The following is a 26,839-nucleotide window of genomic DNA, read 5'->3' on the forward strand; positions in this document are numbered from 1 at the left end:
AAGTGAATAAAACTAGTAGTGCAGAGGTATCATATAGCAGTATGCAAATTGAGAACTTTGAAAATTTATTAAAAGTTTCACACATTGATGTAACTCCATCTTCTCAACGTTTAGAAAGTGAGCGTCTAGTTTCACCGTCTTGGTTGATTCGTAAGCTCAATCCAATAAGCCGTTTTATTGGAGCGTTATTACTTTGCTTGCCTATGTTTGTTACATTAGATATTGTTTCTGCTTCTATTGCATTCGGTTTAGATATGCTGTTATTGGCAATTGCTGGAGTAACTCCTTGGTATGTTTTACGCCATACGTGGCCAGTTTGGATTGCTGCTTCTGGTAGTTTTATATCGGTGCTTTTATATGGTAAAAGTTCTGGAAGTGAGATATTTCAGTTTGGTTGGATGCATATAAGTCAAGGTTCGTTATATTTGGCAATCTGTACATTTGTTCGCGTTGCTGCTGTAGCGGTTCCAGGTGTGATATTGGCCATTGGATTAGATCCAACTGATTTAGCAGACGGTTTAGTGCAGATTCTGCATTTTTCTCCACGTTTTGTGTACGGAGCATTAGCTGGGTTGAGAATGTTTAGTCTATTACAGAATGATTGGCGTGCTTTTGGTTTAGCTCGTAGGTCTCGTGGTATATCGGATGGTAAAGCGTTACAACGCATGCTTTCGCAGTCTTTTGGTTTGCTTGTGTTATCTATTCGCAGGGGCACTAAACTTGCTACCGCTATGGAAGCTAGAGCTTTTGGAAGTAGTATTAAACGTGTTCCAGCAAGAAAATCGAAGTTAACAGCATACGATTGGATATTTTATGTAATTTGCATTGCTGTTCCTACTATTGCTTTATATGCTTCAATACGAACAGGATATTGGCATAATGCGTTCATTCATATGTAAATTTACTGTAATGAATGGTAATAAAATATCATGTAAAGCGTCTTGAAAATTATGATGCGTACATATTCATAGATAATATTCATAATATGAGTGGAATAATGAATTCTTATAGTTGTGCTGACCCTTGGCAAGCTCCGTTATGCAATACGCCTCTGAATGCAACAGTGAATATTCCAGGAAGTAAATCATTATCTAATCGGTATTTGATTCTTGCAGCACTGTCGAAAAAACCTGTTGTGTTGCAAGGCTTGTTACGTTCTAGGGATACGGAACTAATGATAGAGGCGCTCAAGGTTTTTGGTGTTACCTGCGTATCTCTTCATAATGACGGCACAGTAGTTCGAGTTGAACCAAATGAAGATGGTGTATTTTATGTGACCTCTGATGCAGTTATAAATTGCGGTTTAGCTGGAACTGTAATGCGTTTTGTGGCCGCTTTGACCTTGTTTGCAGATAAGCCAGTACTTTTTGATGGAGATGAGCAAGCGTATGCTCGTCCGATGAAGCCAATTCTTGATGCCTTAGAGCAGCTTGGTGCAAAAGTTACGTACCATGGTGAGGTTGGATTTTTGCCGTATACGATTACTCCGCCTCATTTAGTAGAACTTAAAAATCGCAATGTAGAAAATATTATTCGCATTGATTCTTCTGCTTCTTCACAATTCATTTCAGCATTATTGCTCATTGCTTCACGAATACCTGGAGGATTAAATCTTAATCATGTTGGCAAAACTTTACCGAGTATGCCACATATTTTAATGACAATTGATGATGTGCAAAAAGCTGGTGGCATTGTACAAATGCACAAGCCTAGTAGTTGGACTGTTAGGGAATCGCAATTGGTTTTACCAAATGCTGTAGTTGTTGAGCCGGATTTGTCGAATGCAGCGCCATTTTTAGGTGCAGCTTTGATTTCTGGTGGCACAGTTAGGATTCCAAACTGGCCTAAGAGCACAACGCAGCCTGGTGGATTATTGCCAGGAATACTTGAGCAGATGGGTGCTGTTGTTACTTTTAAAGAAAATACTGCAAATAGTGGTTCTGGTACGCTTTCTGTTAGTGCGAATGGTAGTATTCGTGCAATTCCTTCGCTTGATTTAAGTAAAGCAGGTGAGATTGCCCCGAGTATTGCTGCTATTCTCGCGTTTGCAGATGGAATAAGTGAATTGCATGGTATAGCTCATTTAAGGGGTCATGAAACTAATCGTTTGGAAGCGTTAGTTGCTCAATTGCAGCGCGTTGGTATTGGTGCGCAAGAACTTGAGGATGGTATTCGTATTGAACCTCATAGGAATATGCATGGGGAAGTGATGGAAAGTTATGCGGATCACCGCATGGCGACGTTTGCTGCAATGCTTGGATTGCGTATAGAAAATATACGCGTCAAAAACATTGCTACAACTCGCAAAACGATTCCTGATTTTCCAGGTATGTGGGTTAATATGATTTCTCAATGATTTCAATGATTATAAGAAATTCCCGGACAGGTAACCTGCCCGGGAATTTCTTATTTAGATTTGTTTAGCAGCACGGAATAAAATATTTAGTGCTCAAACTTGTTGCCGTAGGTATCCTCTCCAGCTTCAGCAATAGCTGCAGCCTTGCGTGCAATTGCCAACTCTTCATTCGTTGGAATCACAGCAATAATCACAGAGCTGTCTGGAGTGGAAATAATGCGTGGTTCCTTAGAACGAACCAAATTCTTTTCCTTATCGAGCTTAACGCCGAATGGCTCAAGTTTTTCGCATACACGAGCGCGCACGATTTCGTCGTTTTCGCCAACGCCTGCTGTGAAGGTGATTACGTCAACGCCACCCATTTGAGCAGTGTAGTTGCCAATGTAGCTAACAATACGATGTACGTATACGCCGAGAGCAAGCTCAGCGTTCTTGTCACCTTCAGCAATAAGCTTATGAATATCACGCAAATCGCCGTGACCAGTCATACCCATCATGCCAGAACGCTTGTTGAAGAGTGTATCAAGTTCATCCACATTCATATGAGCGTTACGGATCAAGTGGAATACTACCGCTGGGTCAATGTCGCCAGTACGACCGCCCATCATCAAGCCTTCGAGTGGAGTTAAGCCCATGGAAGTTTCAACAGGCTTACCAGAAATCTGAGCAGAAGCAGAAGCGCCATTACCAATGTGCAAAACAATCTGCTTCAAACCTTCTGCAGGCTTACCGACAACTTGTGGAACTACGGAACCAATGTATTCGTGAGAAGTACCATGAGCGCCATAGCGACGAATATGGTAGCGGTCTGCGATTTCCTTATTCAAAGCATAAGTTGCTGCGACCTGTGGCAAATCATGGAAGAACGAAGAATCGAATACCATAATTTGTGGAACGTCTGGCAAAAGTTCGGTCATGACTTCAGCGCCAACAGCTTCTGGACCATTGTGAAGTGGAGCCAAAACTGCCAAATCTTTCACCTTATTAATTGTTTTCGCGTTGACTAGTGCAGGCTTAGGGAAAGTCAAGCCACCCTGCACAACGCGGTGACCAACGGCCACAATGCCGGATTCAGAAAGCTTTGGACCATATTCCTCAAAGAATCCGAGTACACGCTTCAAACCTTGCTCGTGATCGTGAACTGGCTCATCAAACTCATGCTTTTCGCCATTGAATACGTGCTTGTAGTGACCATCAACTGGTTCACCAATCTTCTCAACGATGCCAGAAGCGATACCTTCACCGCTTTCCAAGTCAACGAGCTGATACTTAATCGAACTGGAACCAGAATTGATAACAAGAACGGTCTTTGCCATGTGGGCATCCTCCATAAAGTACTGATAAGGCCTATAAATTGCCGTATCTCAGTCTACCTTTAAGTTCCTACAATACGGAGAGTTATTTCGTATTGTAGGAACTACTAACAATATGAAGGATGCTTAAACGCTTATTTTGCAATAATTTTCTTAATTTTTTGCATGTTGTAATGTTACTCCTATTGAGCTTCTAATGCAGTTAAAGCAACAGTATTAATAATGTCTTGTACTAATGCACCGCGAGACAAATCATTAACAGGCTTATTAAGCCCTTGGAGAATAGGGCCAACTGCTAATGCTCCGCTGGAACGTTGAACAGCTTTATATGCAATATTTCCAGCGCATAGGTCAGGAAACACAAATACGTTTACATGACCAGCTATTGAGTTGTTTTTTGCCTTTGCTGCAGCGACTGTAGGTGACCATGCTGCATCAAATTGAATAGAACCAACAATTGCTAAATTAGGGGCTTTTTCTTTTACAATGCGAGTTGCTTCTTCTACCATATCGACATCTGGCCCCTTGCCTGATCCAAGTGTAGAGTAGGAGAGCATTCCAACTTTTGGCTCAATACCGAAAGCTTTTGCAGTGTCTGCAGATTGAATAGCAATGTCAGCTAATTGTTCAGCGTTTGGATTTGGATTAATAGCACAATCTGCAAACACGGCTACATGGTCTTTGAAACACATGAGGAAAGCGCCAGAAACCAATTTAGAACCGGGCTTCGTTTTAATTACTTGTAATGCTGGGCGTACAGTATTTGCTGTTGAATTTATAGAACCAGAAACAAGACCATCAGCCTGTCCAAGTACAACAAGCATGGTGCCAAAATAGCTGGCGTCCGCAAGTTGCTCGCGTGCCTGTTTTTCTGTCATGCCTTTTTTGGCTCTTAATTCGCATAATTTGCTAACCATATGGTTAAGCATTGCCTCATCGTGCATAGATTGGAAATTAGCTTTGGTAAGAGAGTTAAGATTTAATTCTTCTGCTCGTGCAAGAATAGTGTCACGTTCTCCAACAATAATAATATTTACAATGTCTCGTTCAAGCAGATAGTCTGCTGCTTTCAAAATACGATCTTCTTCGCCTTCTGGAAGTACGATGGTTTTTTTATTTGCTTTTGCTTTTCCTAGCAGGCTGTATTGGAAAGCGTAGGGAGTTACCGGTTTTTTATGAGGCTGACGAAGAGCGTTTAATATGTCATCTTCACGAACATATTTTTCAAATATTTCTGAAGTATATTCTTCGCTTTCTCCTGAAAATGGAGGTAACACCCATAATGGAGTTTGACTTACTCTTGATTCTTGCTCAATCGAATTTGCATAATTTCTAGATGTATAATCGCGTACTAATTGAGCTCCAAGCATTTCATCACAATTCGTAACAAATACTCCTAGAACTTGCGTGCAAGCTTTCATAATGCATGCGTTTGCAGCATCAATAGTTTGTAATATTTGTTGCGAATTTCTATCTTCTGCGGAAACAACAAGTAGTACAGGCGAAGCTAAATCTGCGGCAATAGTTGCGTCAAAAGTAAATAAGTCTGGGTCATAAATTGGTGTTGCGTCGCTTGCAATTATAACTGAAGCCTGAGCGTTAGTGGTTGCTAATACTTCATGGTATCTTGCAACAATATCTCCTCGGGCTGTTTCTTTATGCGATAAAATTGTTGTAGGAGTTTTTGATATAACTTGTTCTACTGTGGTTGGCGTGTTAGTAATGTGCAGAAGATCGTTAGTAAAATCGTCATTGAGTTGCGCTGAAGGTCGAAAAATAGTAGTGCGGTAATGATTAACTAATGCTTTTGTTACGCCAAGAGCTACAACATTGCGCCCAGCCATATCCTCATTGCCAATAATCGTTACATTGATGTGTGACACGATTGCTCTCCTTTGATACTTTTCGTGTTCCGTTATGCGGTTCATATTATATGCGCAAACAGTGTTGACTCTACGATATGAACAAACTTGTTCCATTGTACGGCTTTTTAGTGGTATACACGCACGCAAGAGGAATTTATAGTGGATTAATTTTGTTACTTAGCATACAAAAAGGGAGCCAACCTTTCGATTGACTCCCGAAATTTAGCTAACCAGTTTTAGCTTTAAGAGCTTAAAACTACTCGTTATCGCCAGCGGTTGCAGCGGTAGCGGTGACAGCGCCTGGCTTGTCGGTCTTAACGCCTGGCCATACCCAATCGGTGTAGTCTGGGTGATCAAGACCCTTGTCGACTGCATACTGGAAGGCTTCGAGGCGGAAGTCCTCGAGCTTCTTGATTTCGTCGGCATACTTAGCGGCATCAACCATGCGCAAAGCTTCAGCGGTAAGCTCGTAACGATCCATGTCGTTCACGCGAACCATGTCGTATGGCGTGGTGGTGGAGCCCTGCTCCTTGTAGCCATGGACGTTGAAGTTGTCGTGGTTTGGACGATCGTAAATCAAGCCGCGAACGTCATGTGCATAGGAGTGGTAAGCGAAGAGGACTGGCTTGTCAGCAGTGAAGAGATCAGTGAACTCTTCGTCAGTCAAAGCTTCGTTGTTTTCCTTAGCGGACTGCAACTTGAGCAAGTCAACAACGTTAACAACCTTGAACTTAACGCCAAGCTTGTTCAACTTGTCGGCAGCAGCCATCAATTCCTGCTGTGGAACATCGCCAACACCAGCGAGAACAACCTGAACTTCGTCATTGTTCTTAGCGTTGGAAGCCCACTTCCACTCAGCAGCACCCTTCTCGAGCTCTTCGCGAGCTTCGTCAAGAGTCAACCAAGTAGCAGCTGGCTGCTTACCAGCGAAGATAGCGTTAATCATGTTGGTGGACTTGTAAGCCTTTTCAGCAACAGCAAGCAACATGTTGGAATCTACTGGGAAGTAGATGCCGATTACGTGATCGTTGTTGAAGGTCTTGTTCAAGAGCACGGAGGTTACGCCTGGATCCTGGTGCGAGAAGCCGTTGTGATCCTGACGCCATACGTGAGAGGAAACCAACAAGTTCACAGAGGAGATTGGCTTACGCCATGGGATCTCACGAACGGTAGCCTCAAGCCACTTTGCGTGCTGGTTCAACATGGAGTCGATAACGTGTACGAAGGACTCGTAGGAGCTCCAGATGCCGTGACGACCGGTGAGCAAGTAACCCTCAATGAAGCCTTCCATCTGATGCTCGGAAAGCTGCTCGGTGACCTGGCCGGTAACAGCCATGTGCTCATCGACTAAGCCAGAAAGGTAGCCAGCATCCCACTGCTTGTTGGTTACTTCATAAGCAGCCTGCAAACGGTTGGAAGCAGTCTCATCTGGTCCGAAGATACGGAAGGAATCTGGGTTGTTCTTGATGATGTCACGAGTGTAGACACCAAGACGACGGGTAGCTTCGAGCTGACCCCAGCCGTGACCGAATTCCTTAACTTCCTTGACTTCGTAATCCTCAAGCTTTGGAAGCTTCAAGTCTTCACGAATACGACCGCCGTTGGCGTTTGGATTCTCACCAATACGGAGTTCGCCCTTTGGCATGAAGGAAAGAACGTCTTCCTTCACAGCGCCCTTTTCATCGAAGAGCTCTTCAGGCTTGTAGGACTTCATCCAGTTCTTCAAAACCTCGAAGTGAGCTTCGGTGTCGCGAGCAGATGCCAGTGGCACCTGGTGTGCACGCCAAGAACCTTCGGTCTTCTTGCCGTCGATGAACTTCGGGCAGGTCCAACCCTTTGGAGTGCGGAAGATAATCATTGGGTAGTAAGGGCGAGTTACATCGTTAGTCTGAGCCTCAGCCTTAATATCGCAAATCTCATCGAAGATAGTTTCGAACATGTCGGCGAAGCGACGGTGGATGGACATGTGATCCTCATCGTCGAAGCCAGCAACGAACTCGTATGGCTCGTAGCCCATGCCGTGGAAGAACTCATGAAGCTCTTCGTCAGAAATACGGGAAAGGATAGTTGGGTTAGCAATCTTATAGCCATTCAAGTGCAAGATTGGAAGAACGATACCGTCGGTACGTGGGTTCACAAGCTTGTTGGACTGCCAACCGGTGGCCAAAGGACCAGTTTCAGCTTCACCATCGCCGACGATTGCTGGAACGAACAAGCTTGGGTTGTTCATAACAGCGCCGTAAGCGTGGGAAAGTGCATAACCAAGCTCGCCACCTTCGTGGATGGAACCTGGTGTCTCAGGAGCGAAGTGAGAAGGAATGCCGCCTGGATAAGAGAACTGACGGAAGAACTTCTGCAAACCAGCTTCGTCCTTTGTAATCTTTGGATAGTACTCAGTGTAAGTACCGTCGAGGTAGGACTGAGCAGTACCAGCTGGGCCGCCGTGGCCTGGACCCATGATAATCACGGTGTTCTGCTGGTGATCAGCGATGAAGCGGTTGATGTGGCCGATAAGGAAGTTCAGGCCTGGGGTGGTGCCCCAGTGGCCCACCAGACGATGCTTAACATCTTCGCGAGTGAACGGCTCCTTCATTAGAGGGTTGCTACGAAGATAAATTTGGCCAATTGCAAGATAGTTGGCAACGCGCCAGTACTTGTCTACGCCTTCGATAGCCGCCTCGGAAACTGGAGCGTTAAGCTTCTTCCAAGGTGTGCCAATAACAGGACTCGTCATGTGTACTCCTGTACTCAAGCACTTTTCAGTGCAACTTGATCATTACCATTTGGTTATAGAGTCTGGAAAACAAATGTATTACAGCTCTTTTTCCATCCGTTTCATTATAGTGCCAGCGTCTGACTTTTGTTCGTTTGGTTACTTCTTCGTGCATTTATGTTGAAAAAATGTGTGATTATGTGCGTAAAAAATGAGCCATTTGTATAGATTATGTTATATTTATTGTTCATTTTTGCTTCGCTGCTTTATTTTTGTGCAAAAAATATATCAACATTCTGTACTGCAATAAAAATATCAATGTAACTTTTATGCCCAATTTCGGCGTTTTGTAGCTATGTAACGTCTCAAAGCTTCACTATTATGAGTTGAATCGTATTAGAACCTATATATAAGGAGAATCATGGCAAAAGGACCAGTGCTTGTCGTTGATTTTGGCGCTCAATACGCTCAGCTTATTGCTCGTCGAGTGCGAGAAGCTAACGTGTATTCAGAACTTGTTCCTCACTCTATGCCAGTTGATGAAATGCTTGCTAAGGATCCTCAAGCCATCATTCTTTCAGGAGGACCAGCTTCTGTATATGAACCAGGTGCTCCTGATATTGATCCAAAGATTTTTGAAGCAGGTGTACCAGTTCTCGGTATTTGCTACGGATTCCAAGTAATGGCTCATGAACTCGGTGGGGATGTAGATAAAGCTGCCCTTGGTGAGTATGGTAAGACTGCTGCCACTATTGACGATGCCGAGGGCTTACTTGCTAATTCTCCTGTTGAGCAAAATACTTGGATGAGCCATGGTGTTGCTGTTAAGCGCGCTCCAGAGGGTTTTACAGTTCTGGCTCATACCGAAGGTGCTCCAGTTGCTGCAATGCAAGACGAAAGTCGCAAACTTTATGGTGTGCAATGGCATCCTGAAGTGAAGCACACTCCGTTAGGACAGGAACTTATTTCTACTTTCTTGCACGAATGTGCAGGTCTTGGAAATAATTGGAATCCTTCAAATATTATTGAAGATCAAGTTGCGAAGATTCGCGCCGAAGTTGGGGATGCGCAAGTTATTTGTGGTCTTTCTGGTGGTGTCGATTCCGCTGTTGCTGCAGCGTTGGTACATAAGGCAATTGGAGATCAGCTTACTTGCGTATTTGTTGATCATGGTCTTCTTCGTAAAGGCGAAGTTGAGCAGGTTAAGCATGATTTTGTTGAAGCTACTGGCATTAAGCTAATCGCAGTTGATGCTGAAAATGATTTTCTTGATGCGCTGAAAGGTGTAAGCGAACCAGAGCGTAAGCGCAAGATTATTGGTGAAAAGTTCATTCGCACTTTTGAAAAAGCTCAGCGTCAGGTTATTGAAGAAGCTGGTAAAACTGGAGCAGAAGTTAAATTCCTAGTACAGGGCACTCTCTACCCGGATGTCGTGGAATCTGGCGGCGGTGACGGTGCTGCAAATATTAAGTCGCATCACAATGTTGGTGGTTTGCCAAAGGATTTGAAGTTTAAGCTTATTGAACCTTTGCGCACGCTGTTTAAGGATGAAGTTCGCGCTATTGGTACTGAGCTTGGTCTTCCAGACGAAATTGTGTGGCGTCAGCCTTTCCCAGGTCCTGGCTTAGGTATTCGCATTGTTGGCGAAATTACTCGTGAACGTTTAGCTGTGCTTCGCGAAGCAGACGCCATTGCGCGCGAAGAGCTTTCTAAAGCTGGATTGGATCGTGACATTTGGCAATGCCCAGTTGTATTGCTTGCTGACGTTCATTCTGTTGGTGTTCAGGGTGATGAGCGTACGTATGGTTCGCCGATTGTACTTCGTCCAGTAAGCTCTGAGGATGCTATGACTGCTGATTGGTCTCGCGTTCCTTACGATGTGTTGGCAAAGATTTCTACTCGAATCACAAACGAATGCCGTCAAATTAATCGCGTTGTGCTCGACGTAACTTCTAAGCCACCTGCCACGATTGAGTGGGAGTGACAGTTTTTGATGAGAATTATCGACTAAAATATAAGCATATGTTTATACAGTAAAACATATGCTTATTTTCATTAAAAACTGTAATAATTACTGTTTTTTATAAAGCACTTCGTGAAAATGGAGTGCTTTTTTCTGTATATCGGTGTGTCGAATTTTCTAAAAACAGGTAAATTTTCGAATTTTATCGATATTTAATGAATATTTTAGTAATAAATAAGGTTATTTTAATTATTTATAATGCTTAAAAGATATAATGAATCTGACATGAAACAACAGTATGAGCTGTAACAGTAGTTGTTGGCTGGGTGTAAAAACTACTGCTCGTAGTAGCTCTTACTACTTTGCTTCATTGCGGAACCGTGAATTTTGTAAGTGTAGTTTTACTGTGCTACGAAACTAATCGTGTATCTCGAATAGTTTCGCCTACGGTATCGTTTGCGAAGTTTGTAAGATATTTTGCCGCCAATAATTGCGTAATCCGCTCAAACTATATCGATTAATATGGTAAGGAGAGTTACGTGGACGGCATTCTGTCTGTACTGCTCGATATTTTCAGACAGCCATCTGTTATAGTTGCGCTTATTTCTTTTATTGGGCTTGCAGTGCAAAGAAAGAGATTCTCGGATATTTTGCAAGGATCAATCCGTACTCTTGTCGGTTTTCTTGTTTTAGCAGCTGGTTCTGGAGTTATTACTGAAGCTTTGAACCCATTTGGCAAAATGTTCCAATACGCATTTCATGTGCAAGGCGTAGTTCCGAATAATGAAGCAATTATTGGAACTGTTTTATTGAAGTATGGCTCTGAATCTGCGCTTATTTTCTTCTTTGGAATGATTGTTAATATTATTCTTTCTATTACTTCTCGTTTTAAATTTATATATTTAACGGGTCACGTAGCTTTCTATATGGCAAGTATGCTTGCAGTTATATTTAATGTTGCAGGATTTAGCATGTGGGAAGTTCTTTTATGGGGCGCAATTGCTCAAGGATTGTTTACAACAATTTCTCCAGCACTGGTGCAGCCGTTTATGAAAAAAGCTTCAGGCAAAGATGATGTTGCTTTAGGCCATCCTGCTGGTACTGGTGTTGCTTTAGGTGCGTTAATTGCAAAAATTACTGCTTCAAAAAAGCGTCCTTCTAAGTCAACTGAGGATATTAAATTCCCAGCAGCATTGGGATTCTTGCGTGATACAACAGTTCTTATCACGCTTTCTATGACTGTTATTTATATAGTAGTGGCACTTTTTGCTGGATCTTCGTATGTCGAAACACATTTATCTAATGGTCAAAACTCCATTGTTTTCGTTATGTTGAAGGCTGCAACTTTTGCTGCAGGTGTTTATATTATTCTTGCAGGCGTGCAGATTGTTCTTGACGAAATTGTTCCAGCTTTTAAGGGAATATCGGAAAAGCTTGTTAAAAATGCTCGTCCTGCTTTAGATGCACCAATGACTTTTGGCTTTGCTCCTAATGCTGTTCTTATTGGTTTCTTAGCTAGTTTCTTTGGCGGTTTGCTTGGAATGACGCTTATGGCGATTTTGGGAACGACAATTATTATTCCTGGAATTGTTGCGCATTTCATGGCTGGTGGTGCTGCAGGAGTATTCGGTAATGGTCAAGGTGGAATACGTGGTTGCTTGACTGCATCATTTATTAATGGTCTTTTTATTACTTTCCTTCCGTTGTTCCTTTTGCCAGTGCTTGGCGATTTGGGAAGCGCAAATTCTACATATTCTGATGCGGATTATGGCGTATTTGGCGTAATACTTGGTTACGTAAATATTGTTGGCGGCCGTACTGTTCTAATTTCTGTAGTACTTATTGCGCTAATATTGTTCTACTCTGTCTCAATATTTATGAATAAACGCGATTCTAATAATTTTGAAAAAGTTGAAGAAATAAAATAAGTAAGGAAAATAAAAACACAACTAAATAATTGTGTAGACATATAAAAATTAAAAATTTTTTACTCATTTCTTATTTATTTGTACATTTTATTGTATGACTGGTAGGATAACAGAGTTATTAGTTTTGCATGAGCCGTTGTTACTACGCTGTGTTTTACACAAACTAGTATCAACGGCTTTTCATGTTATCGTTTAGCTAGGGGAGAGTGATAATGGTCGAAGGTGTTCCTAAATACATTGCTGTGCGAGATAATCTTCGCGCTCGCATTGATTCTATGGAAGCAAACGAACAATTGCCTCCCGAAATTGAATTGTGCAAGCAGTACAACGTTAGTCGCATTACGTTGAGGCATGCTGTAGACACACTTATTGCAGAAGGCTTGTTAGTGCGTGAGCAGGGTAGAGGAACATTCCGTGCGCCTGAAATTATTAATAGTCGTAATAAAGTGTTTATTTCGGATCGTGCGCAAGGTTTTTACGAGCAAAGGTATTCAAGCGACTCTGTTATTACAATAAAAGTTTTAGAAAATGATGTTGTTCATGATGAAGATGCTGCTGCGCAATTAGGCTTAAAGCCAACGGATGAGCTTATTTGCCTAAAGCGTTTACGATATGTAGACGGTGTGCTTTCACGCTACAGCGTTCTGTATTTACCTGCTTCGCGTTTTCCAAAGGTGTTGACTCATGATTTTTCAGAGGAATCTTTATCTGATTTCTTGAATAAAGCATATGCTGTTGAGCTTGTTGAAAGCGAAGTGTCAGTTTATGTTGAAAAACTGTGTGGCAGACTTGCTATAATACTTAATCTTGAAGATGGCACTCCTGCAATTGCAGCTAAATCAACAGTAAAAGATAAGTTTGGTGCGATTATTGCTTTTGGTGCTGCTATATATACGCCAAATTCTGGTGAGATTACTTTCCATTTGCACGGTAACGATTAATGAATAATTATTAATATTTAGCAAGTAATAATAATTAATTTACAATCTGCGCAAGTTGTGCATGATTTGTAGTACTTATTTGTAATATAGCGTAGCTTCTTGCTGCGCTATTTTTTCTTACGCTATATTTTGCGGGTTTGCGTTTTGTTTTCTTGCAAATTTGGTTTTACAAAACAAAAAAGTCTTGCTGATTTCTCAGCAAGACTTGTTCGTGTCCGGAGCGGGACTTGAACCCGCACGCCTGTACAAATAGGCACTAGCACCTCAAGCTAGCGCGTCTACCATTCCGCCACCCGGACAGGTGCTTTAGGCAACAGATAAGACTATAACACCTTTTCGCGCTCTTTGCTTCGGCGTGTTGAAAAAATTATCGTTTTTTGGCGATATTTATGTGCTAATGGTTCGTTTCTTCATATTACGTTGTTGTGAACTTTAAAATTTCCTTTGCTATCCGGTTGAAAATCAACGATATGTACTGTTTTTTGCTCTATATTGCCTTCAATATCAGCAAAAGAATGTTGTGGTAATTGTGTAGTGTCATGATTTGGATAATCTTGTCTGAAGAACGATCCCCGTGATTCATGGCGAGATAATGAAGCTTGTAATACAACTTGTGCTAGTGTCACCATATGTTGAATTTCCCATATTGCGATAAGTTCTTGATTAAAAACTAAGTTTTTGCTGTGAGGATGTAGTACATGCATACGGGGAATAATTGAAGTTTGTATACTGCGTAGTGCATTAACAATCGATTGTTTATTACAGGATATTGCGACTGCATCTTCCATAATTTGCCCTAACAATGTAAATAAGGCATATGGATTATCATCGTCTTTGAGTGGTGTTGCAGTATGACTGTTGCTAGTATCAGTCGTACCATTATTCACCTGTGCTAACATGTTCGGTTCTATAAATTGATGTATTTCACTCTTGCGTTGTTGATACAAATGCTCTAGCACAGCATTGTTATTCGTGTTTGTGGTATTACCGCTATTGTGATTATTAATATCCATCAAAGCTTTAATCATGCTGATCCCTGCACGTTTTCCGAAAAGACAGGCATCAAGTAATGAATTTCCTCCTAAGCGATTGGCTCCGTGTACGCCGACGCATGAGCATTCTCCAGCAGCATATAATCCATGAACAATATGTTGAGTGTTATGATGCCACTGGTACACTTCTCCGTTGAGTGTGATAGGTATGCCCCCCATAGTGTAATGAGCAGTGGGTCGAATAGGAATAAAATCATGAGTTGGGTCAAGATGAGCATATTGTTCAATGGTTTCTACAACTTGTGGCAAAACTTCGTGCATATGCCTGTTACTGATATGTGTCATATCAAGCCATACGCAATCATGCAATGAATCTTGTTGTTGTGTATTCGTTGGATCGGGTACACCTCGATTTTCACGAATTTCTTGCGCTATTGCACGCGATACAATATCTCGAGGTGCTAAGTCTGCATGCATTGCATCATAATTTTTCATAAATGCAACACCCTGTGCATTTCTTAATACACCGCCTTCAGAGCGTGCAGCCTCCGACAGCAATATGCCTGTGTGTGCAAGACCTGTCGGATGGAATTGTATAAACTCACAATCTTCAAGTTGTAATCCTGCTTTTAACGCTAACGTCATGCCATCGCCTGTTAAATCCCATGAATTGGATGTAGTAGCGAAAAGTCTTCCTGCTCCACCTGTAGCAATGAGAACTGTGCGAGTGCACATTTTGCGTAATTTGCCTGTAGTGAGATCAAAAGCGAGTATGCCTTCAATTGTTTGATCAGCATGATTGATGGCAATATCTGTTATATAACAATCTTCAGCAAACGTAATGTGTTCAGCAACGCATTGTTGCCACAAACTGTATAAAATTTGATGCCCTATGCGATCTGCAGCAAAAGCTGCTCGTGGAACCGGTTGTTTGCCAAAATGCGCAGTATGCCCGCCAAAACGACGCTGGTTAATATGCCCATCTTGTGTGCGAGAAAACGCGACACCATTATGTTCAAGTTCAATAATCGTTTGTGGTGCTTCTTTTGCAAGAAGTTTAGCCGCATCTTGGTCGCTTAGCCAATCTCCTCCGTGAACAGTGTCATAGTAATGCCACTGCCAAGTGTCATTTTCAATATTACCTAAACTTGCAGCGATACCACCTTCTGCAGAACCTGTATGTGATCGCAATGCAGGTATTTTAGAAATTACTAAAAGTGATGGTGTCTTGCCATGCTTCTTCATTTCCAAATATTCAGTAGAATGGACTAATCCTAGTGCTGCTGAAAGCCCTGCAGCTCCTGCGCCGATAATAATTGCATCATAATATTCATTTCTTGTTGTTGAATTTTGAAGAATGTTTTTTTCTGGCGATGGGGCGTTTAATGATGGAGGAGTGTTCTTTTGTGTAGACTCGTTAATTTCTGATTGCATACTTTTATTTTCTCATAACTATTATTTTGTGCTACGAGTGTTATATGACTTTTTGCTGTGCGAGCACTATATTTTCACCTTGATAAGCAATCGTTCCTCCTAATTCTAACAGTGCAATAGATCCAGATACCTCTGCAATAGATGGAATAATTTTGGGTTCTTTAGTTGCATATGATGATGCGATAATGGTGTAAATGTTGTCGATATTTGTAGGTTTACGTTTGCGTTTACAAGTGGAAATTGCTTCAAGAATCTGCTGTTGCAATGCATCACAATCGGAAGGCATGATGAAAGTTGATACTATTTGTTGTTGTGTATGAGTGGTGCTATTTTTCTGCAGTTGATTCATATTGTTATTAGACGTATTATTCGTTTGATATTGAGATGATGTATAAGCTACATAATGGTGAGATTGTGGGAATAATATATTAATGTCTTGTTGTGAGCACACCATTATTGCTTGAGAATCATGAATAAGTTTATTGCACCCAGCGTGATGAGGATGCGTAATGTCACCAGGAATTGCGTACAATTCACGGTTTAAATCTGTTGCCCAACTAGCGGTATTTAAAGCTCCGGATTGTAATCGTGCTTGAGCTACTAAAATTTTTGAAGATAATGCTGCAATAATACGGTTGCGTAGTAGAAAACGATGTCCTACGGGGGTAGTGTCAGGGCATAGTTCACTAATACAAGCGCCGTTATTGGCGATAATTTGTTGAAAGAGCTGCGTGTTGCTTTGTGGTCCCATATGATTTAATCCCCCTGCAAAAACTGCAATAGTTTTGCCGATAGGTTTATTTGTTGCTGCGCATTGAAAAGCTGCAAGTGCACCCCAATGTGCTGCTGCATCAATGCCGTACGCGCCTCCAGAGACAACAGTATGACCTTTTGCAGCACAATCGTATGCAAACTGATAAGCGAGTTCTCTACCATAATCAGTGCAAGATCGAGAGCCAACAATAGCGAGAGGGTTATGACATTGAGTAAGAGCTTGTGGGTCTCCCATACCCCATAAGCATAGTGGTGGTGCAAAATGGCTATGTAATGCTATATCTTGCAATTGTTTTGGCCAGTATTTACTGTTGGGTGCAATAATCCATTGTTTTCCGCCAGAAGTGAACCATTGGCATAGTGATTCATTATTCCACGTTGGTAAATGCAATAAGCGAACGCACCATTTTGAAATAGAATTATGTAATACTCCTAAAGATTTAGACACATTATCGTTGTGATATCCCCATGCTGTTAGTCCCTTGTTAAAATAATTTTCTAAAATTGAAAGATCTTTATGTTTCTTTATGAAACTTACCATTGTAGATACTAATTCTTGATTTTTGTTACGCTTTCTAGAGTTAAAAGTTTTAGAATTAGTATCGTTTTCTTGAGCTGCTACTTCACTAATAATTGGAAGTTGCATTTGCTGTGCTGAGTCTGTTAATTGTTGTTCTGTATAATTTTTTACCATTGTTCTCAATACTGCAACAATTTCTTTAGCACTTTGAGACCCTAATAGTAGTGTGTACATAATTGCATCTGCGCCTTCAAGACAGAATGTAAGTATTGCACGAGATATTGTTTCTTCATCTGGTGCAAGATTGCTCAATGTGTTAATAGTGTTAATAGTGTTGTTTGTGTTGTTTATATTGTTTATATTCATATTCTTGTCCTTAAACTAATAGCTTGAGCAATATCTGTCATATTGGGAGAAGTGTGTCCATAAAGATCGGCGAGTGTCCAGGCAAGGCGTAATGCGCGATCAGCTCCGCGCAAGCTTAATTGATGCTTTTCTAATGCTTGATTAATAAGTCCTACTGCTTGCTGCGATGTGTATTTGCGCAGCCATGTTCCTGAAGCTTGTGCATTGCAATCCCACCCTTGTTTTGCAAAACGATCGCGCGCAATTTGACGTGCCACTATTACGTTATGTCGCATCATGTTACTTGTAAGAGATGTGCCTGAACTTGTATTCTGAGCGTTATTTTGCCGCAGATTCGGCATAATAATGCGCTCTACAGGGGGCACATCCATTTGAATATCGATTCTGTCAAGAATAGGACCAGATAATCTAGAAAAATATCGCGTTCGTTCACGCTCTTTACAAGTGCAGCGTTCGCCGTTTCCATACGCGTATCCGCATGGACAAGGATTTGCAGCAATAACAAGTTGGAATTTAGCAGGATATAAAGTAGTTCCCTTTGAGCGTGAAATGGCAATATATCCAGATTCCAATGGTTCTCTTAATGTTTGTAGTACTCTTGGAGAAAATTCTGGTGCTTCATCCATGAAGAGTACTCCGCAATGTGCGCGAGTAATAATTCCTGGCTTTGCAACTCCTGTGCCTCCTCCAATAAGTGAGGCAGCAGAAGCAGTATGGTGTGGTGCTTCAAACGGTGGTATGTCACTAATTCCATAGTAAGGAAGTGTGCCACAAAGTGAACGGATTGATGCAACTTCAAGCTGCTCTTGTTCATTTAGAGGACACATAATACTTGGTAAGCGAGAAGCAAGCATAGTTTTTCCAGAGCCAGGAGGGCCAATCATCATCACATGATGTCCTCCAGCAGCAGCAACCTGTAGAGCCCACTTAGTGTGCTCTTGCCCAATAACTTCAGCCATGTCGCCAATCTCATATTTTGAATCAACTTGTAGAGGAGACACGTTTTCTTCACGCATTGATAGCGTTGTGCAATTTTCGTTCTTATCGTTACTGTTGTTGTGTTCGCGAATTTGCATATGCTGGTAAGCGGGATCTTCTTCAATAAGTTTGAGTGATTCTTCCCGCAATGTGCCATGTAGCTGTGTTATCAGGTCAAGAATATGGTGGATGCCGATAGTTTCGATTCCTTCTACGAGCTGTGCTTCTGCCAGATTTTCTTGAGGTATAATTATGCGTTTGAACTTCATCTTTTTCGCGTATAGCGCAATAGGCAGCATTCCTTGAATTGGTAATACTGTGCCATCAAGGTTTAGTTCACCTAAAATAACTGTGTTTTCCAACTCCGGGAGTGGAATGTATTTTTCTGCACTTAAAATACTCGCTGCAATAGCAAGATCATAAGATGCTCCACTTTTAGGCATTGAAGCAGGGGATAAGTTTACTGTTACCCTTCCTTCTGGCCATTTGCAATGCAGTGCAAAATGTGCTGATTTAACGCGCTCTCTAGCCTCACTTAATGAAGTGTCTGGTAGTCCGACAATAGAAAAGTTTGGCATATTCCCGGATATAAATGCTTGCAGTTGAATAGTAAAAGCTTTAAGACCAATAAGTCCGATTGATGTTGCATTTCCAATATGCATTAGAATGCTCCTTGAACATGTGTGAATTGAATTGATGAATTATCTTCAATTTCTTCCAAAGCTTGCAATTCATATGCAGAATCTGGGTAAGTGTATTTGTTAATAACAAGAATTGATACAGCGTCAAATTGAATACGGTAGTGAGGTATGTCACTTCCGAATTCTTCTAGCCACTTCATTCCTGTTGTGCGTAATTTGCTACGTTTTTCTTGAGTAATTGCTTCAAGTGGAGTGCCGCAACGTATACTTCTTCGAGTTTTTACTTCCACAAATGCCAATTTTTGTTCTGGAGTAATCATCACTAAATCTAGCTCTCCATTGCGGCAATGCCAGTTTCGGTCAATAACGTGCCACCCTTTTTGCATAAGTCGCAAAGCGGCGTATGTCTCTCCAAGTCTTCCCAACTCTTTACTTTCAAGAGAATCATCTTGAAGTTCGTCAGACACTTGTTCAAGTTTTTCTTGCAAAAATACTTGAGCAGTTTCAGCGTTGTCAATCTCGTCAAACGAGATAATTTCATCGTCAATAATATGTTTTTGTGTAATCATGCTGCTATTTTCTGTGCTTATTGAGCAGTAATCCAGATTTTTTGAGCATTGTGGATAAAAGCTATATACGGCGTGTTGTATTAGAAATTCACTATATTTTCTGTATTTTTCTAAAACAAATTTCGCTATTTTTTGCAAACTGTTAATTCGTTATAGCTAATTTTGATAACCGCAGGTATGTACGAATGAACCATAGTGGCATATTGTCGTTATCACTTAAATAAATATGTAAACAGAAAACGGAAAAGTAAGCGGATGCGCAAAGTAAGCTGAAGCAAACTAATCTACTGTTTAAAAAGTCGCTAAACTGGAGGGGTATTATGAGCGCTACTGAAGAATTGCAAGGAAAGTATCATTTTGAAACATTGCAATTGCATGTTGGCCAAGAGCAGGCGGATCCGGCAACTGATTCTCGTGCAGTTCCTATTTATCAAACAACAAGCTACGTGTTCCATGATTTTGATCATGCTGCAGCTCGTTTTGATTTGCGTGATGCTGGAAACATTTATGGTCGTTTAACGAATTCTACTCAAGATGTTTTTGAGCGCAGGATTGCTGCTCTTGAAGGTGGAACTGCAGCTTTGGCTGTTGCTTCCGGTGCTGCGGCTGTTGACTATGCAGTTCGCAATATTACGCAGCAGGGCGATCATATTGTTTCTTCAAAGAATGTGTATGGTGGCACTTATAACCTGCTTCGTCATACGCTTCCTCGAGATGGTGTAACAACTACTTTTGTCGATCCTAAGAATCCTCAAAACTTCGAGGATGCAATTCAGCCAAATACGAAGCTAGTTTATTTTGAAACTTTTGGTAATCCTAACGCAGACTTGCCTGATTTTGAAGCTATTGCCGAAATTGCGCATCGTCATAATCTTCCTGTTTTTGTTGACAACACTTTTGCAACTGCGTACCTTTTCCGTCCGCTTGAGCATGGCGCAGATATTGTAGTTGAGTCTGCTACGAAGTTTATTGGCGGCCATGGCACAACTCTTGGTGGCATTATTGTTGAAGGTGGCAATTTTGATTGGGCTAAAGTTCCTGGAAAATTCCCAACTCTTACAGAAGCTGATCCAAGTTACCACGGTTTGAACTTCTATGAAGCTTTAGGATCTGTGGCTTTTGTGACTCGTATTCGTGCGATTATTTTGCGCGATACTGGCGCTTGCATTAGCCCGTTTGCTGCGTTCTTGCTTTTGCAAGGCACGGAAACCTTGAGTTTGCGAGTTGAACGTCACGTTGAAAACGCGTTGAAGGTTGTGAAATATTTGCAAACTGTGCCAGAAGTTGAATCTGTAAGTCATCCTTCTATTGAAGGCCGTTCTGATCACGAGCTTTATAAGCGCTACTTCCCGAACGGCGGCGGCTCTATTTTCACGTTTGATATTAAAGGTGGAAGGGATGCAGCTCGCGTATTTATTGACAATTTACAGCTTTTCTCATTGCTTGCAAATGTTGCTGACGTGAAGTCATTGGTTATTCATCCTGCATCTACTACGCACTCTCAGGAAACTCCTGAAGAATTGGAAGATCAAGGCATTCATGAGGGCACTATTCGCTTGTCTATTGGAACTGAGCATATTGACGATATTCTTGCCGATTTGCAGCGCGGATTTGATGCAGTTTGTAAAGCAGGACTTGCTTAAAAAGAGAAAGCGAAAGTAAAAGTAAAAATTATTCATTAAAAATATTCCTGAAGATCCATTACCATTTTATTCGGAGCGCATATTGTATTTGTATGCGCTCCGATTTTTTGTGTATATTCTTTAAATTTGCGCATCATACTTTAGGATGAGATGCTAATTTTTTCTCAATAATTTCCGCCTTACGTACGATGGTAACCAGCAGTCTTTTCCCGTAAATTTAAGTATTAGCAGTAGATAACTATGCGATTACTACTTTTTAAGAAAAGGAGCAGTTATGAACAGTCCGTACGAAACAAGTTCATACGAGCAAGAAAATGATTTAGATTTTAGAGCAGATTTTAACCAAAATTTGATTGGTGAGACTGCGGTTGCAGCTTTGCATGTTGTTAAAGATTTTGGTAAGGGTGCGGGCATTGTTCACGCTCTGCGAGATGTAAGCGTAAGTTTTGAACGCGGCAAGTTTACGGCGATTATGGGTCCGTCTGGCTCTGGAAAGTCAACGTTAATGCACTCTTTGGCTGGTCTTGACAGCGTTAATTCTGGAAAAGTTTTGGTAGATGGCCTAGATATTACAGGCATGAGCGATAAGCAGCTTACACTTATGCGTCGCGAAATGGTTGGGTTCATTTTCCAAAGTTTTAATCTTCTTCCAATGTTCAGCGCTGAGCAAAATATTCTTATGCCTCTTACTTTGGCAGGTAAAAAGCCAGATAAGCAATGGTTTAATACTTTGGTTCATACTCTTGGCTTGCAAGATCGCTTAAAGCATAGGCCTGCTGAGCTTTCTGGTGGTCAGCGCCAACGCGTTGCAATCGCTCGAGCTTTAATTTCTAAGCCTTCCGTAGTTTTTGCAGACGAGCCTACCGGAAATCTTGACTCTGCTTCCAGCTCAGAAGTTTTGCATTTCTTGAAGAAGTCTGTAACGGAACTTGGTCAAACTGTAATTATGGTTACGCATGACGCTGTTGCAGCCTCTTATGCGGATCGAGCAATCGTGTTTGCAGATGGCCAAATCGTTGAAGACGTACAAAATCCTACTGCAGAAGGCATGAGCAAAATGCTTATGGAACGCAGCGAGGCTGGTATTAATAATCAGCCTGCTCAATTGCAATAAAAGGTGGTGAAGTTAGAATGTGGAAAATCGCACTAAAACTTATGCGTAAAAGCGTGCGCATGCTCATCGCCTCTGGAATTGCAATTCTTATAGGCAGCATGTTTATGAGCGCTACTTTGCTTTTTGTAAATAGTGTTGACGACTTGATGGTTCGCAACGCAACGAATGAATTCAGTAGCGCAAATTATGCAATCTCATCTAAAGGTTCTAACAATTCTCCGAGTGGTGCAATTCATTATAAGGACCTTCATTTAGATGAAATATCGAAGATGCCTGGTGTTAATGGCATTCGCAGTGACGATGCGACTGCGCTTGTAAGAGTGGAAAAAGGTGATAAATCAGTTACAAGTATTGCTTGGTCTAGTGGTTTGTATGGAAATCTTCCTGTTTATAAATCAACAGAAGGTAGAGATCCGCAAAAAATAGGCGAAATTACGCTTATTAAAAGTATTGCTAAATCAATACATGCAAACGTTGGCGATACTATAACTTTGGTTAAAGTAGATGACACTGGCGGAGATAAAGAAAAATCGTACGATGTTCGTGTGGTTGGTCTTGTAAACGATGGAGAACATTCTCAAATACCAGTTTCAAATCGCGGCACGTATCTTGGTGGCGTAACGAATGATTTTTGTGCAAAACTCAACAATCTTAAGAATTTTGACAATCAAGTTGTGCAAAGCAAAGTGTACATGAGTATTGATGAATCTAAAATAAACGATTTATCTCCTAAGATTAGCGCTTTGCTTCCAGAGCAATTTTCTCTTATGTCTAGGCACGAAGTTGGTGTAAGAGCTGTTCGAAATGTGTCCAACGGCACTAATTTTGTAACCATGTTCTTACTATCGTTTGGTATTCTAGCGTTGCTTATTTCTTCGCTTGTTATAGCAAACACATTCCAAGTTTTGGTTGCTCAACGCAGACGCACTCTTGCACTTTTGCGCGTAATTGGCGCACAGTCGCACCAGCTTTATGCGGCAGTTTTGCTTGAAGCTGCAATACTTGGGGTTATTTCTGCGTGCGTTGGCGTGCTTTGTGCAATCGGATTTATGGGCGCAATTAGTAACGTGAATATTAACTCTGGACCGTTATCTAAGATTCCTTTGATTGTTTCACTTCCGGCAATTGTGTGGCCAATAGTAATTGGCGCGATTGTAACAGTTCTTGCGTCTATGAGTGCTGCTCGATCTGCTACAAAAGTAACGCCTATGGAAGCGCTGCGACCAATGGATTTGATGAAAGATAAGCGTGCAAGCATTCTTCGCGCTGTTCTTGGTGTTCTATTTATTGTTGTAGGTATTTTATTTACGGCTTTAAGTGCTACTTCTTTGGCAAGCATGATTGCTCAGCAGTCGCCTAATGCTGGTGCTGACTCTTGGATGACTTTGCTCGGGGCAGTGTTTGGGTGTGCGCTTGTTTTCATTGGAATTATTGTTACTGCAACATTCTGGATGCCGTTCGCTATGAAGGCAACTGGCGCAATCATGGCGCTTTGTGGGCCTGCTTCTAAAGTTGCCAACGCAAACGTGCAACGAAATCCTAGACGAGTTGCAGCAACTGGAACGGCTTTGCTTATTGGCGTAACGCTTGTTTCTACAGTAGTAACTGGCGCAATCTGCGGTAAAGCAACTCTTAAAGGTGTTGTTGATGACCGTTACAGTGTTGACATTATTCTTCAAGGCAAGAATGTTGATGAGTCTCTAGCTGCCGATATTTCAAAGATTAATGGAATAAAGAATACTGAGTTGCTTCCTGCAGTTCCTATGACTTTTAAGAACGCTAAGGGCAAAACTGAGTACGCTATGGCAGCTGGAGTTGATAATGCAGATCAACTTAGAAATGTAATGCACACTGACCTTGATGGCGTCAATATAAACAAAGATTCTGTGCTTTTGCCTAAGTTTAATGATGAAGGTGGAGAGCCTTTTGACCTTAGAAAAGGAAACCTTAGTCTACAGGCTTACGTAGAAAAGTACAGTTCTGATGAAACAGACAGTAATAATATTACACCATTTACTGGCATGAATACAGACTCTAGTAATAACGATAAGAGCATTACTGTAAAGCAAGTTCAGTTTAAGACGTATCGAAATATTGGTGTGTATTCAAATAATACTGCTTTTGTGAGCAAATCCTACTTCAATAACTACCTTAAGCCTACAACGCATATGCTGCTTATTTCGGTAGATTCTAGCAAAGCTAATCTTATAGATATTGTTAAAAACATTCGAAATGTTACATCTAGCTATGCGGAGGTTATGTCTGCTGGAAGCGTGTTCCAGAGAGCGCAGTGGGAGAGTGCTATCGACGCAATGATGATGGTGCTTGTTGGCTTAATAGCAGTAGCTGTTGTGATTGCCTTAATAGGTGTTGCAAACACATTAAGCTTGTCTGTTATTGAGAGAACCAAAGAATCTGCAACTTTGCGCGCAATAGGCATGACGAGAGGCCAGGTTAGAAGGTCTCTTGCGTTGGAAGCAACGTTGATTTCCCTAACAAGCACTGTTTCGGGCTTGATTGTTGGAACAGCGTTTGGATGGATTGGATCCTACATGGTGTTTAGCATACTTGGCAAAGTTCCATTTGTAGTTGATTGGGCTATTTACGCGGTCCTTGCTCTCATAGCTTTGCTTGCAGCGCTTCTTTCCAGCGTGCTTCCAGCTCGCAGAGCAGTGAAGTCTTCGCCAGTAGTTGCGCTCGCGGAGGACTAAATTTCGCAAAAACTATCTGTAAAAAGATAGTCTATAGAAGTTAAATTGCAGAAAAATAAAAATCATGCCGGTGTGTAAATTTTACGTGCCGGCATTATCTTTTTCTTAAGCGTTTTCGACACGCAGAAAAAATTTGTATTATCGTTATTATTTTTTATTAAAACATGCGCATAATTATGCGAAGCTTATAATATTATGTATAAAAATAGCATTTTTTATTAAAGATATTCAAAAATAATACGATTATTATTCATAATGACAAGTTTTATTGGAAATTTTCCGAATAAATATCGTTGAAAATGTATTTATTTCTTTGTTATGCTCAAAATGACTGCTGACATAAGTTAGACATGAAGGCCGCTACGAGCAAGGAGTAGAAAATATGGTAACGGTCAATAAAAAATCTGCCGCAGCAATTGCAGGAATCTTATTGTTAATGCAAAGCCCAATGCCAGCGTGGGCGCAAGATGCTGCTAATGAAGTACAGAATGTACCAACTCAAGCAGAGGTGACTAAAAAAGCGCCTACTGAAGAAGCAATTGAAAAAGCTGAAAAGCGTGTTCGCGAATTAGAAGCTCAAATTGAAGACTATAAGAAAAAAGTTGCAGGATTTGACGAAACTTTAAATAACATCGATAAGACTGAAAAAATAGCTGAAAACGCTACTAAAATTAAAGAAAATGAACTTTTAGAAGCTGAAAAGGCATCTAAAATGAATGCAGAAGATGCAAAAGCAAAGGCTGCGGAATTTGAAAGATCCAAAAAAGAAAAAGAGATTGAGCTTAATGGATTAAAAGAAGCATATAAAGCTGCAAAAGAACAATATGATAATGCAAAAATATATCTCAATGGTTTGCAAAGTAACGAACAAGAAAAAATCCAAGTAAAAGAGAGAGCAGAAGCTAACGTAAATAAGTATGAATCACAAATTTCAAATCTTCACAAAGAAGTAGATTCTCTTAATGAATCTATTGCAAGTGATTCTGCTAAAATTAGAGAGTATGATACAAAAATCGATGAATTACAATCTGCATTAGATAAAGCTGATCAAAATAATGGCGGTAATATTTATTCTATAGCGGAGCAGTTTAGACAAATCTCTAATAATCATACTTCACTTAGTAGAAAAGTTGAAGAAAATAGGAAACTTGTTGCTGATAAACAAAGAACTGTGAACGAATTAGATACTAATTTCAAAACAGAACAGCGAGAATTTGAACAAGCAAGTGAACAACTTCAAAAGATTAAAGACCAAATTGGGGAGTCTGAAAAGGACGTAGCCAAAAAACTTGAAGCTTTTAACAGTAAAGATTCTGAAGTAAAGCAAGCAGAGTCTGAGATAAAGAGTCTTAATAGCATTATTGAAAACTATGAGTCAGTTGGCAAAGGGGATAATCTAAGCCAAAAAATTGAATCACTAAAAAGTGCTATTGCTGGTGTTAAAGCATTAAAAAATAATCAGCCTGATGCAAGAGCCAAGAATAATGAACTAAAAAAGCAAGCTGAAAATTCTTTAAGCAACGCAGAAAAGGAACTTGAGGAAGCTAAAGTTAAAGTTACTACCCTAAAAGCTCAATTGGAACAGGAAAAAGTTCAAAAGAATCAGCAAAATGGTAGCAGCTCTGCTGGTAATAATAAGGCAAAAGAATCTGAAAAACAGACTGATCCTGTTGTCCCAGTTCCTGCAGTACCTGAAACATCTACTCCGAAAGTAGCTGCTCCAGAAAAGCCGGAAACTGAGGTTGTTCCGTCTCAACCTGAAGCCGAAGCTGCTCAGCCGGAAACTGAAACTGCACCAGTAGAACCGCCGGTTGGGAAGCCTGAAGCCGAAGTTGCGAAGCCGGCACCTGCTCCTGCTCCATCTCAGCCTGAAGCTGAAACTGTGCCAGCTGAAACTGATGTTGTGAAGCCTGAAACTGAAACTACTCCAGCGAAGCCGGAAGCTGAAACTGTTCCAGCGAAGCCGGAAGCTGAAACTGTTCCAGAGAAGCCTGAAACTGAGGTTGCACCAGCAGAAC

The 26,839-nt window shown here is 41.1% G+C and carries 16 protein-coding genes and 1 tRNA gene; 9 read left to right on the forward strand and 8 right to left on the reverse strand.

All coding sequences use genetic code 11. The features are described 5' to 3' along the window. The first annotated feature begins 2 nt into the window (after positions 1-2). Both HMPREF3208_RS02695 and aroA read left to right on the forward strand, forming a co-directional pair. Positions 3-899, forward strand: a complete 897-nt coding sequence (locus tag HMPREF3208_RS02695) for an energy-coupling factor transporter transmembrane component T family protein (RefSeq protein WP_032814186.1) — start codon at positions 3-5, stop codon at positions 897-899. Between the two features lie 98 nt (positions 900-997). After that, positions 998-2,356, forward strand: coding sequence for a 3-phosphoshikimate 1-carboxyvinyltransferase (aroA, locus tag HMPREF3208_RS02700; protein WP_230953061.1), 1,359 nt, complete (start codon positions 998-1,000; stop codon positions 2,354-2,356). Positions 2,357-2,442: 86 nt separating this feature from the next. Here the strand turns inward: aroA and HMPREF3208_RS02705 are convergent, their stop codons facing one another. The 3 genes from HMPREF3208_RS02705 to HMPREF3208_RS02715 form a co-directional block, all read right to left on the reverse strand. Further along, a complete protein-coding gene (locus HMPREF3208_RS02705; RefSeq protein ID WP_032814189.1) occupies positions 2,443-3,672 on the reverse strand; it encodes an acetate/propionate family kinase in 1,230 nt (409 codons plus the stop codon). A gap of 179 nt (positions 3,673-3,851) precedes the next feature. After that, the gene (pta, locus tag HMPREF3208_RS02710) at positions 3,852-5,552 is read right to left on the reverse strand and encodes a phosphate acetyltransferase (protein WP_064347097.1); all 1,701 of its coding nucleotides are present in this window, start codon (positions 5,550-5,552) and stop codon (positions 3,852-3,854) included. A 238-nt stretch (positions 5,553-5,790) separates the two neighbouring features. Beyond that, positions 5,791-8,268: a phosphoketolase gene (locus HMPREF3208_RS02715; RefSeq protein ID WP_016637194.1), complete on the reverse strand. Its 2,478-nt coding sequence runs from the start codon at positions 8,266-8,268 to the stop codon at positions 5,791-5,793. 400 nt (positions 8,269-8,668) lie between these two features. Here HMPREF3208_RS02715 and guaA point away from each other — a divergent pair, with 400 nt between their 5' ends. The 3 genes from guaA to HMPREF3208_RS02730 all read left to right on the forward strand — a co-directional run bounded on the left by guaA (position 8,669) and on the right by HMPREF3208_RS02730 (position 13,079). Next, entirely contained in the window at positions 8,669-10,231 is a 1,563-nt protein-coding gene (gene guaA / locus HMPREF3208_RS02720) for a glutamine-hydrolyzing GMP synthase (RefSeq protein ID WP_064347099.1), read from the forward strand. Between the two features lie 518 nt (positions 10,232-10,749). Next, entirely contained in the window at positions 10,750-12,138 is a 1,389-nt protein-coding gene (locus HMPREF3208_RS02725) for a PTS ascorbate transporter subunit IIC (protein WP_064347101.1), read from the forward strand. A 212-nt stretch (positions 12,139-12,350) separates the two neighbouring features. Continuing rightward, the gene (locus HMPREF3208_RS02730; protein WP_016637198.1) at positions 12,351-13,079 is read left to right on the forward strand and encodes a GntR family transcriptional regulator; all 729 of its coding nucleotides are present in this window, start codon (positions 12,351-12,353) and stop codon (positions 13,077-13,079) included. A gap of 212 nt (positions 13,080-13,291) precedes the next feature. Here the strand turns inward: HMPREF3208_RS02730 and HMPREF3208_RS02735 are convergent. The 5 genes from HMPREF3208_RS02735 to HMPREF3208_RS02755 all read right to left on the reverse strand — a co-directional run bounded on the left by HMPREF3208_RS02735 (position 13,292) and on the right by HMPREF3208_RS02755 (position 19,353). Next, positions 13,292-13,378 (reverse strand) — tRNA-Leu (locus HMPREF3208_RS02735). Between the two features lie 111 nt (positions 13,379-13,489). Further along, complete coding sequence (locus tag HMPREF3208_RS02740) at positions 13,490-15,505, reverse strand: FAD-binding protein (protein WP_016637199.1); 2,016 nt, start codon at positions 15,503-15,505, stop codon at positions 13,490-13,492. Positions 15,506-15,545: 40 nt separating this feature from the next. Continuing rightward, the gene (gene dprA / locus HMPREF3208_RS02745) at positions 15,546-17,165 is read right to left on the reverse strand and encodes a DNA-processing protein DprA (RefSeq protein ID WP_016637200.1); all 1,620 of its coding nucleotides are present in this window, start codon (positions 17,163-17,165) and stop codon (positions 15,546-15,548) included. Continuing rightward, the gene (locus tag HMPREF3208_RS02750; RefSeq protein WP_064347104.1) at positions 17,162-18,805 is read right to left on the reverse strand and encodes a YifB family Mg chelatase-like AAA ATPase; all 1,644 of its coding nucleotides are present in this window, start codon (positions 18,803-18,805) and stop codon (positions 17,162-17,164) included. Before HMPREF3208_RS02750 ends, dprA begins: the two co-directional genes overlap by 4 nt. Next, positions 18,805-19,353, reverse strand: a complete 549-nt coding sequence (locus HMPREF3208_RS02755) for a YraN family protein (protein ID WP_016637202.1) — start codon at positions 19,351-19,353, stop codon at positions 18,805-18,807. The genes HMPREF3208_RS02750 and HMPREF3208_RS02755 overlap by 1 nt, the downstream gene beginning before the upstream one ends. A gap of 320 nt (positions 19,354-19,673) precedes the next feature. On the opposite strand from HMPREF3208_RS02755, the gene HMPREF3208_RS02760 reads away from it, so the two are divergent. The 4 genes from HMPREF3208_RS02760 to HMPREF3208_RS02775 form a co-directional block, all read left to right on the forward strand. After that, positions 19,674-20,996 (forward strand): O-acetylhomoserine aminocarboxypropyltransferase/cysteine synthase family protein, encoded by a 1,323-nt coding sequence (locus HMPREF3208_RS02760; RefSeq protein ID WP_064347105.1) that lies wholly within the window; start codon positions 19,674-19,676, stop codon positions 20,994-20,996. A 274-nt stretch (positions 20,997-21,270) separates the two neighbouring features. Next, positions 21,271-22,110 carry an ABC transporter ATP-binding protein gene (locus tag HMPREF3208_RS02765; RefSeq protein ID WP_016637204.1) on the forward strand — a complete coding sequence of 280 codons (840 nt, stop codon included), beginning with the start codon at positions 21,271-21,273 and terminating at the stop codon, positions 22,108-22,110. Between the two features lie 17 nt (positions 22,111-22,127). After that, positions 22,128-24,821: an ABC transporter permease gene (locus tag HMPREF3208_RS02770; RefSeq protein ID WP_064347107.1), complete on the forward strand. Its 2,694-nt coding sequence runs from the start codon at positions 22,128-22,130 to the stop codon at positions 24,819-24,821. Between the two features lie 382 nt (positions 24,822-25,203). Next, a partial coding sequence (locus HMPREF3208_RS02775; protein ID WP_064347109.1) for a hypothetical protein occupies positions 25,204-26,839 on the forward strand: 1,636 nt, incomplete at its 3' end.

Origin of the sequence: Gardnerella vaginalis (assembly GCF_001546485.1) — a bacterium.
GTDB lineage: Bacteria > Actinomycetota > Actinomycetes > Actinomycetales > Bifidobacteriaceae > Bifidobacterium > Bifidobacterium vaginale_D.

Coding starts and splice junctions, on each gene's coding strand:
- aroA (WP_230953061.1), top strand. CDS start 998: ATGAATTCTTATAGTTGTGCTGACCCTTGGCAAGCTCCGTTATGCAAT.
- HMPREF3208_RS02755 (WP_016637202.1), bottom strand. CDS start 19,353: ATGATTACACAAAAACATATTATTGACGATGAAATTATCTCGTTTGAC.
- HMPREF3208_RS02750 (WP_064347104.1), bottom strand. CDS start 18,805: ATGCATATTGGAAATGCAACATCAATCGGACTTATTGGTCTTAAAGCT.
- HMPREF3208_RS02770 (WP_064347107.1), top strand. CDS start 22,128: ATGTGGAAAATCGCACTAAAACTTATGCGTAAAAGCGTGCGCATGCTC.
- HMPREF3208_RS02760 (WP_064347105.1), top strand. CDS start 19,674: ATGAGCGCTACTGAAGAATTGCAAGGAAAGTATCATTTTGAAACATTG.
- HMPREF3208_RS02715 (WP_016637194.1), bottom strand. CDS start 8,268: ATGACGAGTCCTGTTATTGGCACACCTTGGAAGAAGCTTAACGCTCCA.
- HMPREF3208_RS02730 (WP_016637198.1), top strand. CDS start 12,351: ATGGTCGAAGGTGTTCCTAAATACATTGCTGTGCGAGATAATCTTCGC.
- HMPREF3208_RS02705 (WP_032814189.1), bottom strand. CDS start 3,672: ATGGCAAAGACCGTTCTTGTTATCAATTCTGGTTCCAGTTCGATTAAG.
- dprA (WP_016637200.1), bottom strand. CDS start 17,165: ATGAATATAAACAATATAAACAACACAAACAACACTATTAACACTATT.
- guaA (WP_064347099.1), top strand. CDS start 8,669: ATGGCAAAAGGACCAGTGCTTGTCGTTGATTTTGGCGCTCAATACGCT.
- HMPREF3208_RS02765 (WP_016637204.1), top strand. CDS start 21,271: ATGAACAGTCCGTACGAAACAAGTTCATACGAGCAAGAAAATGATTTA.
- HMPREF3208_RS02740 (WP_016637199.1), bottom strand. CDS start 15,505: ATGCAATCAGAAATTAACGAGTCTACACAAAAGAACACTCCTCCATCA.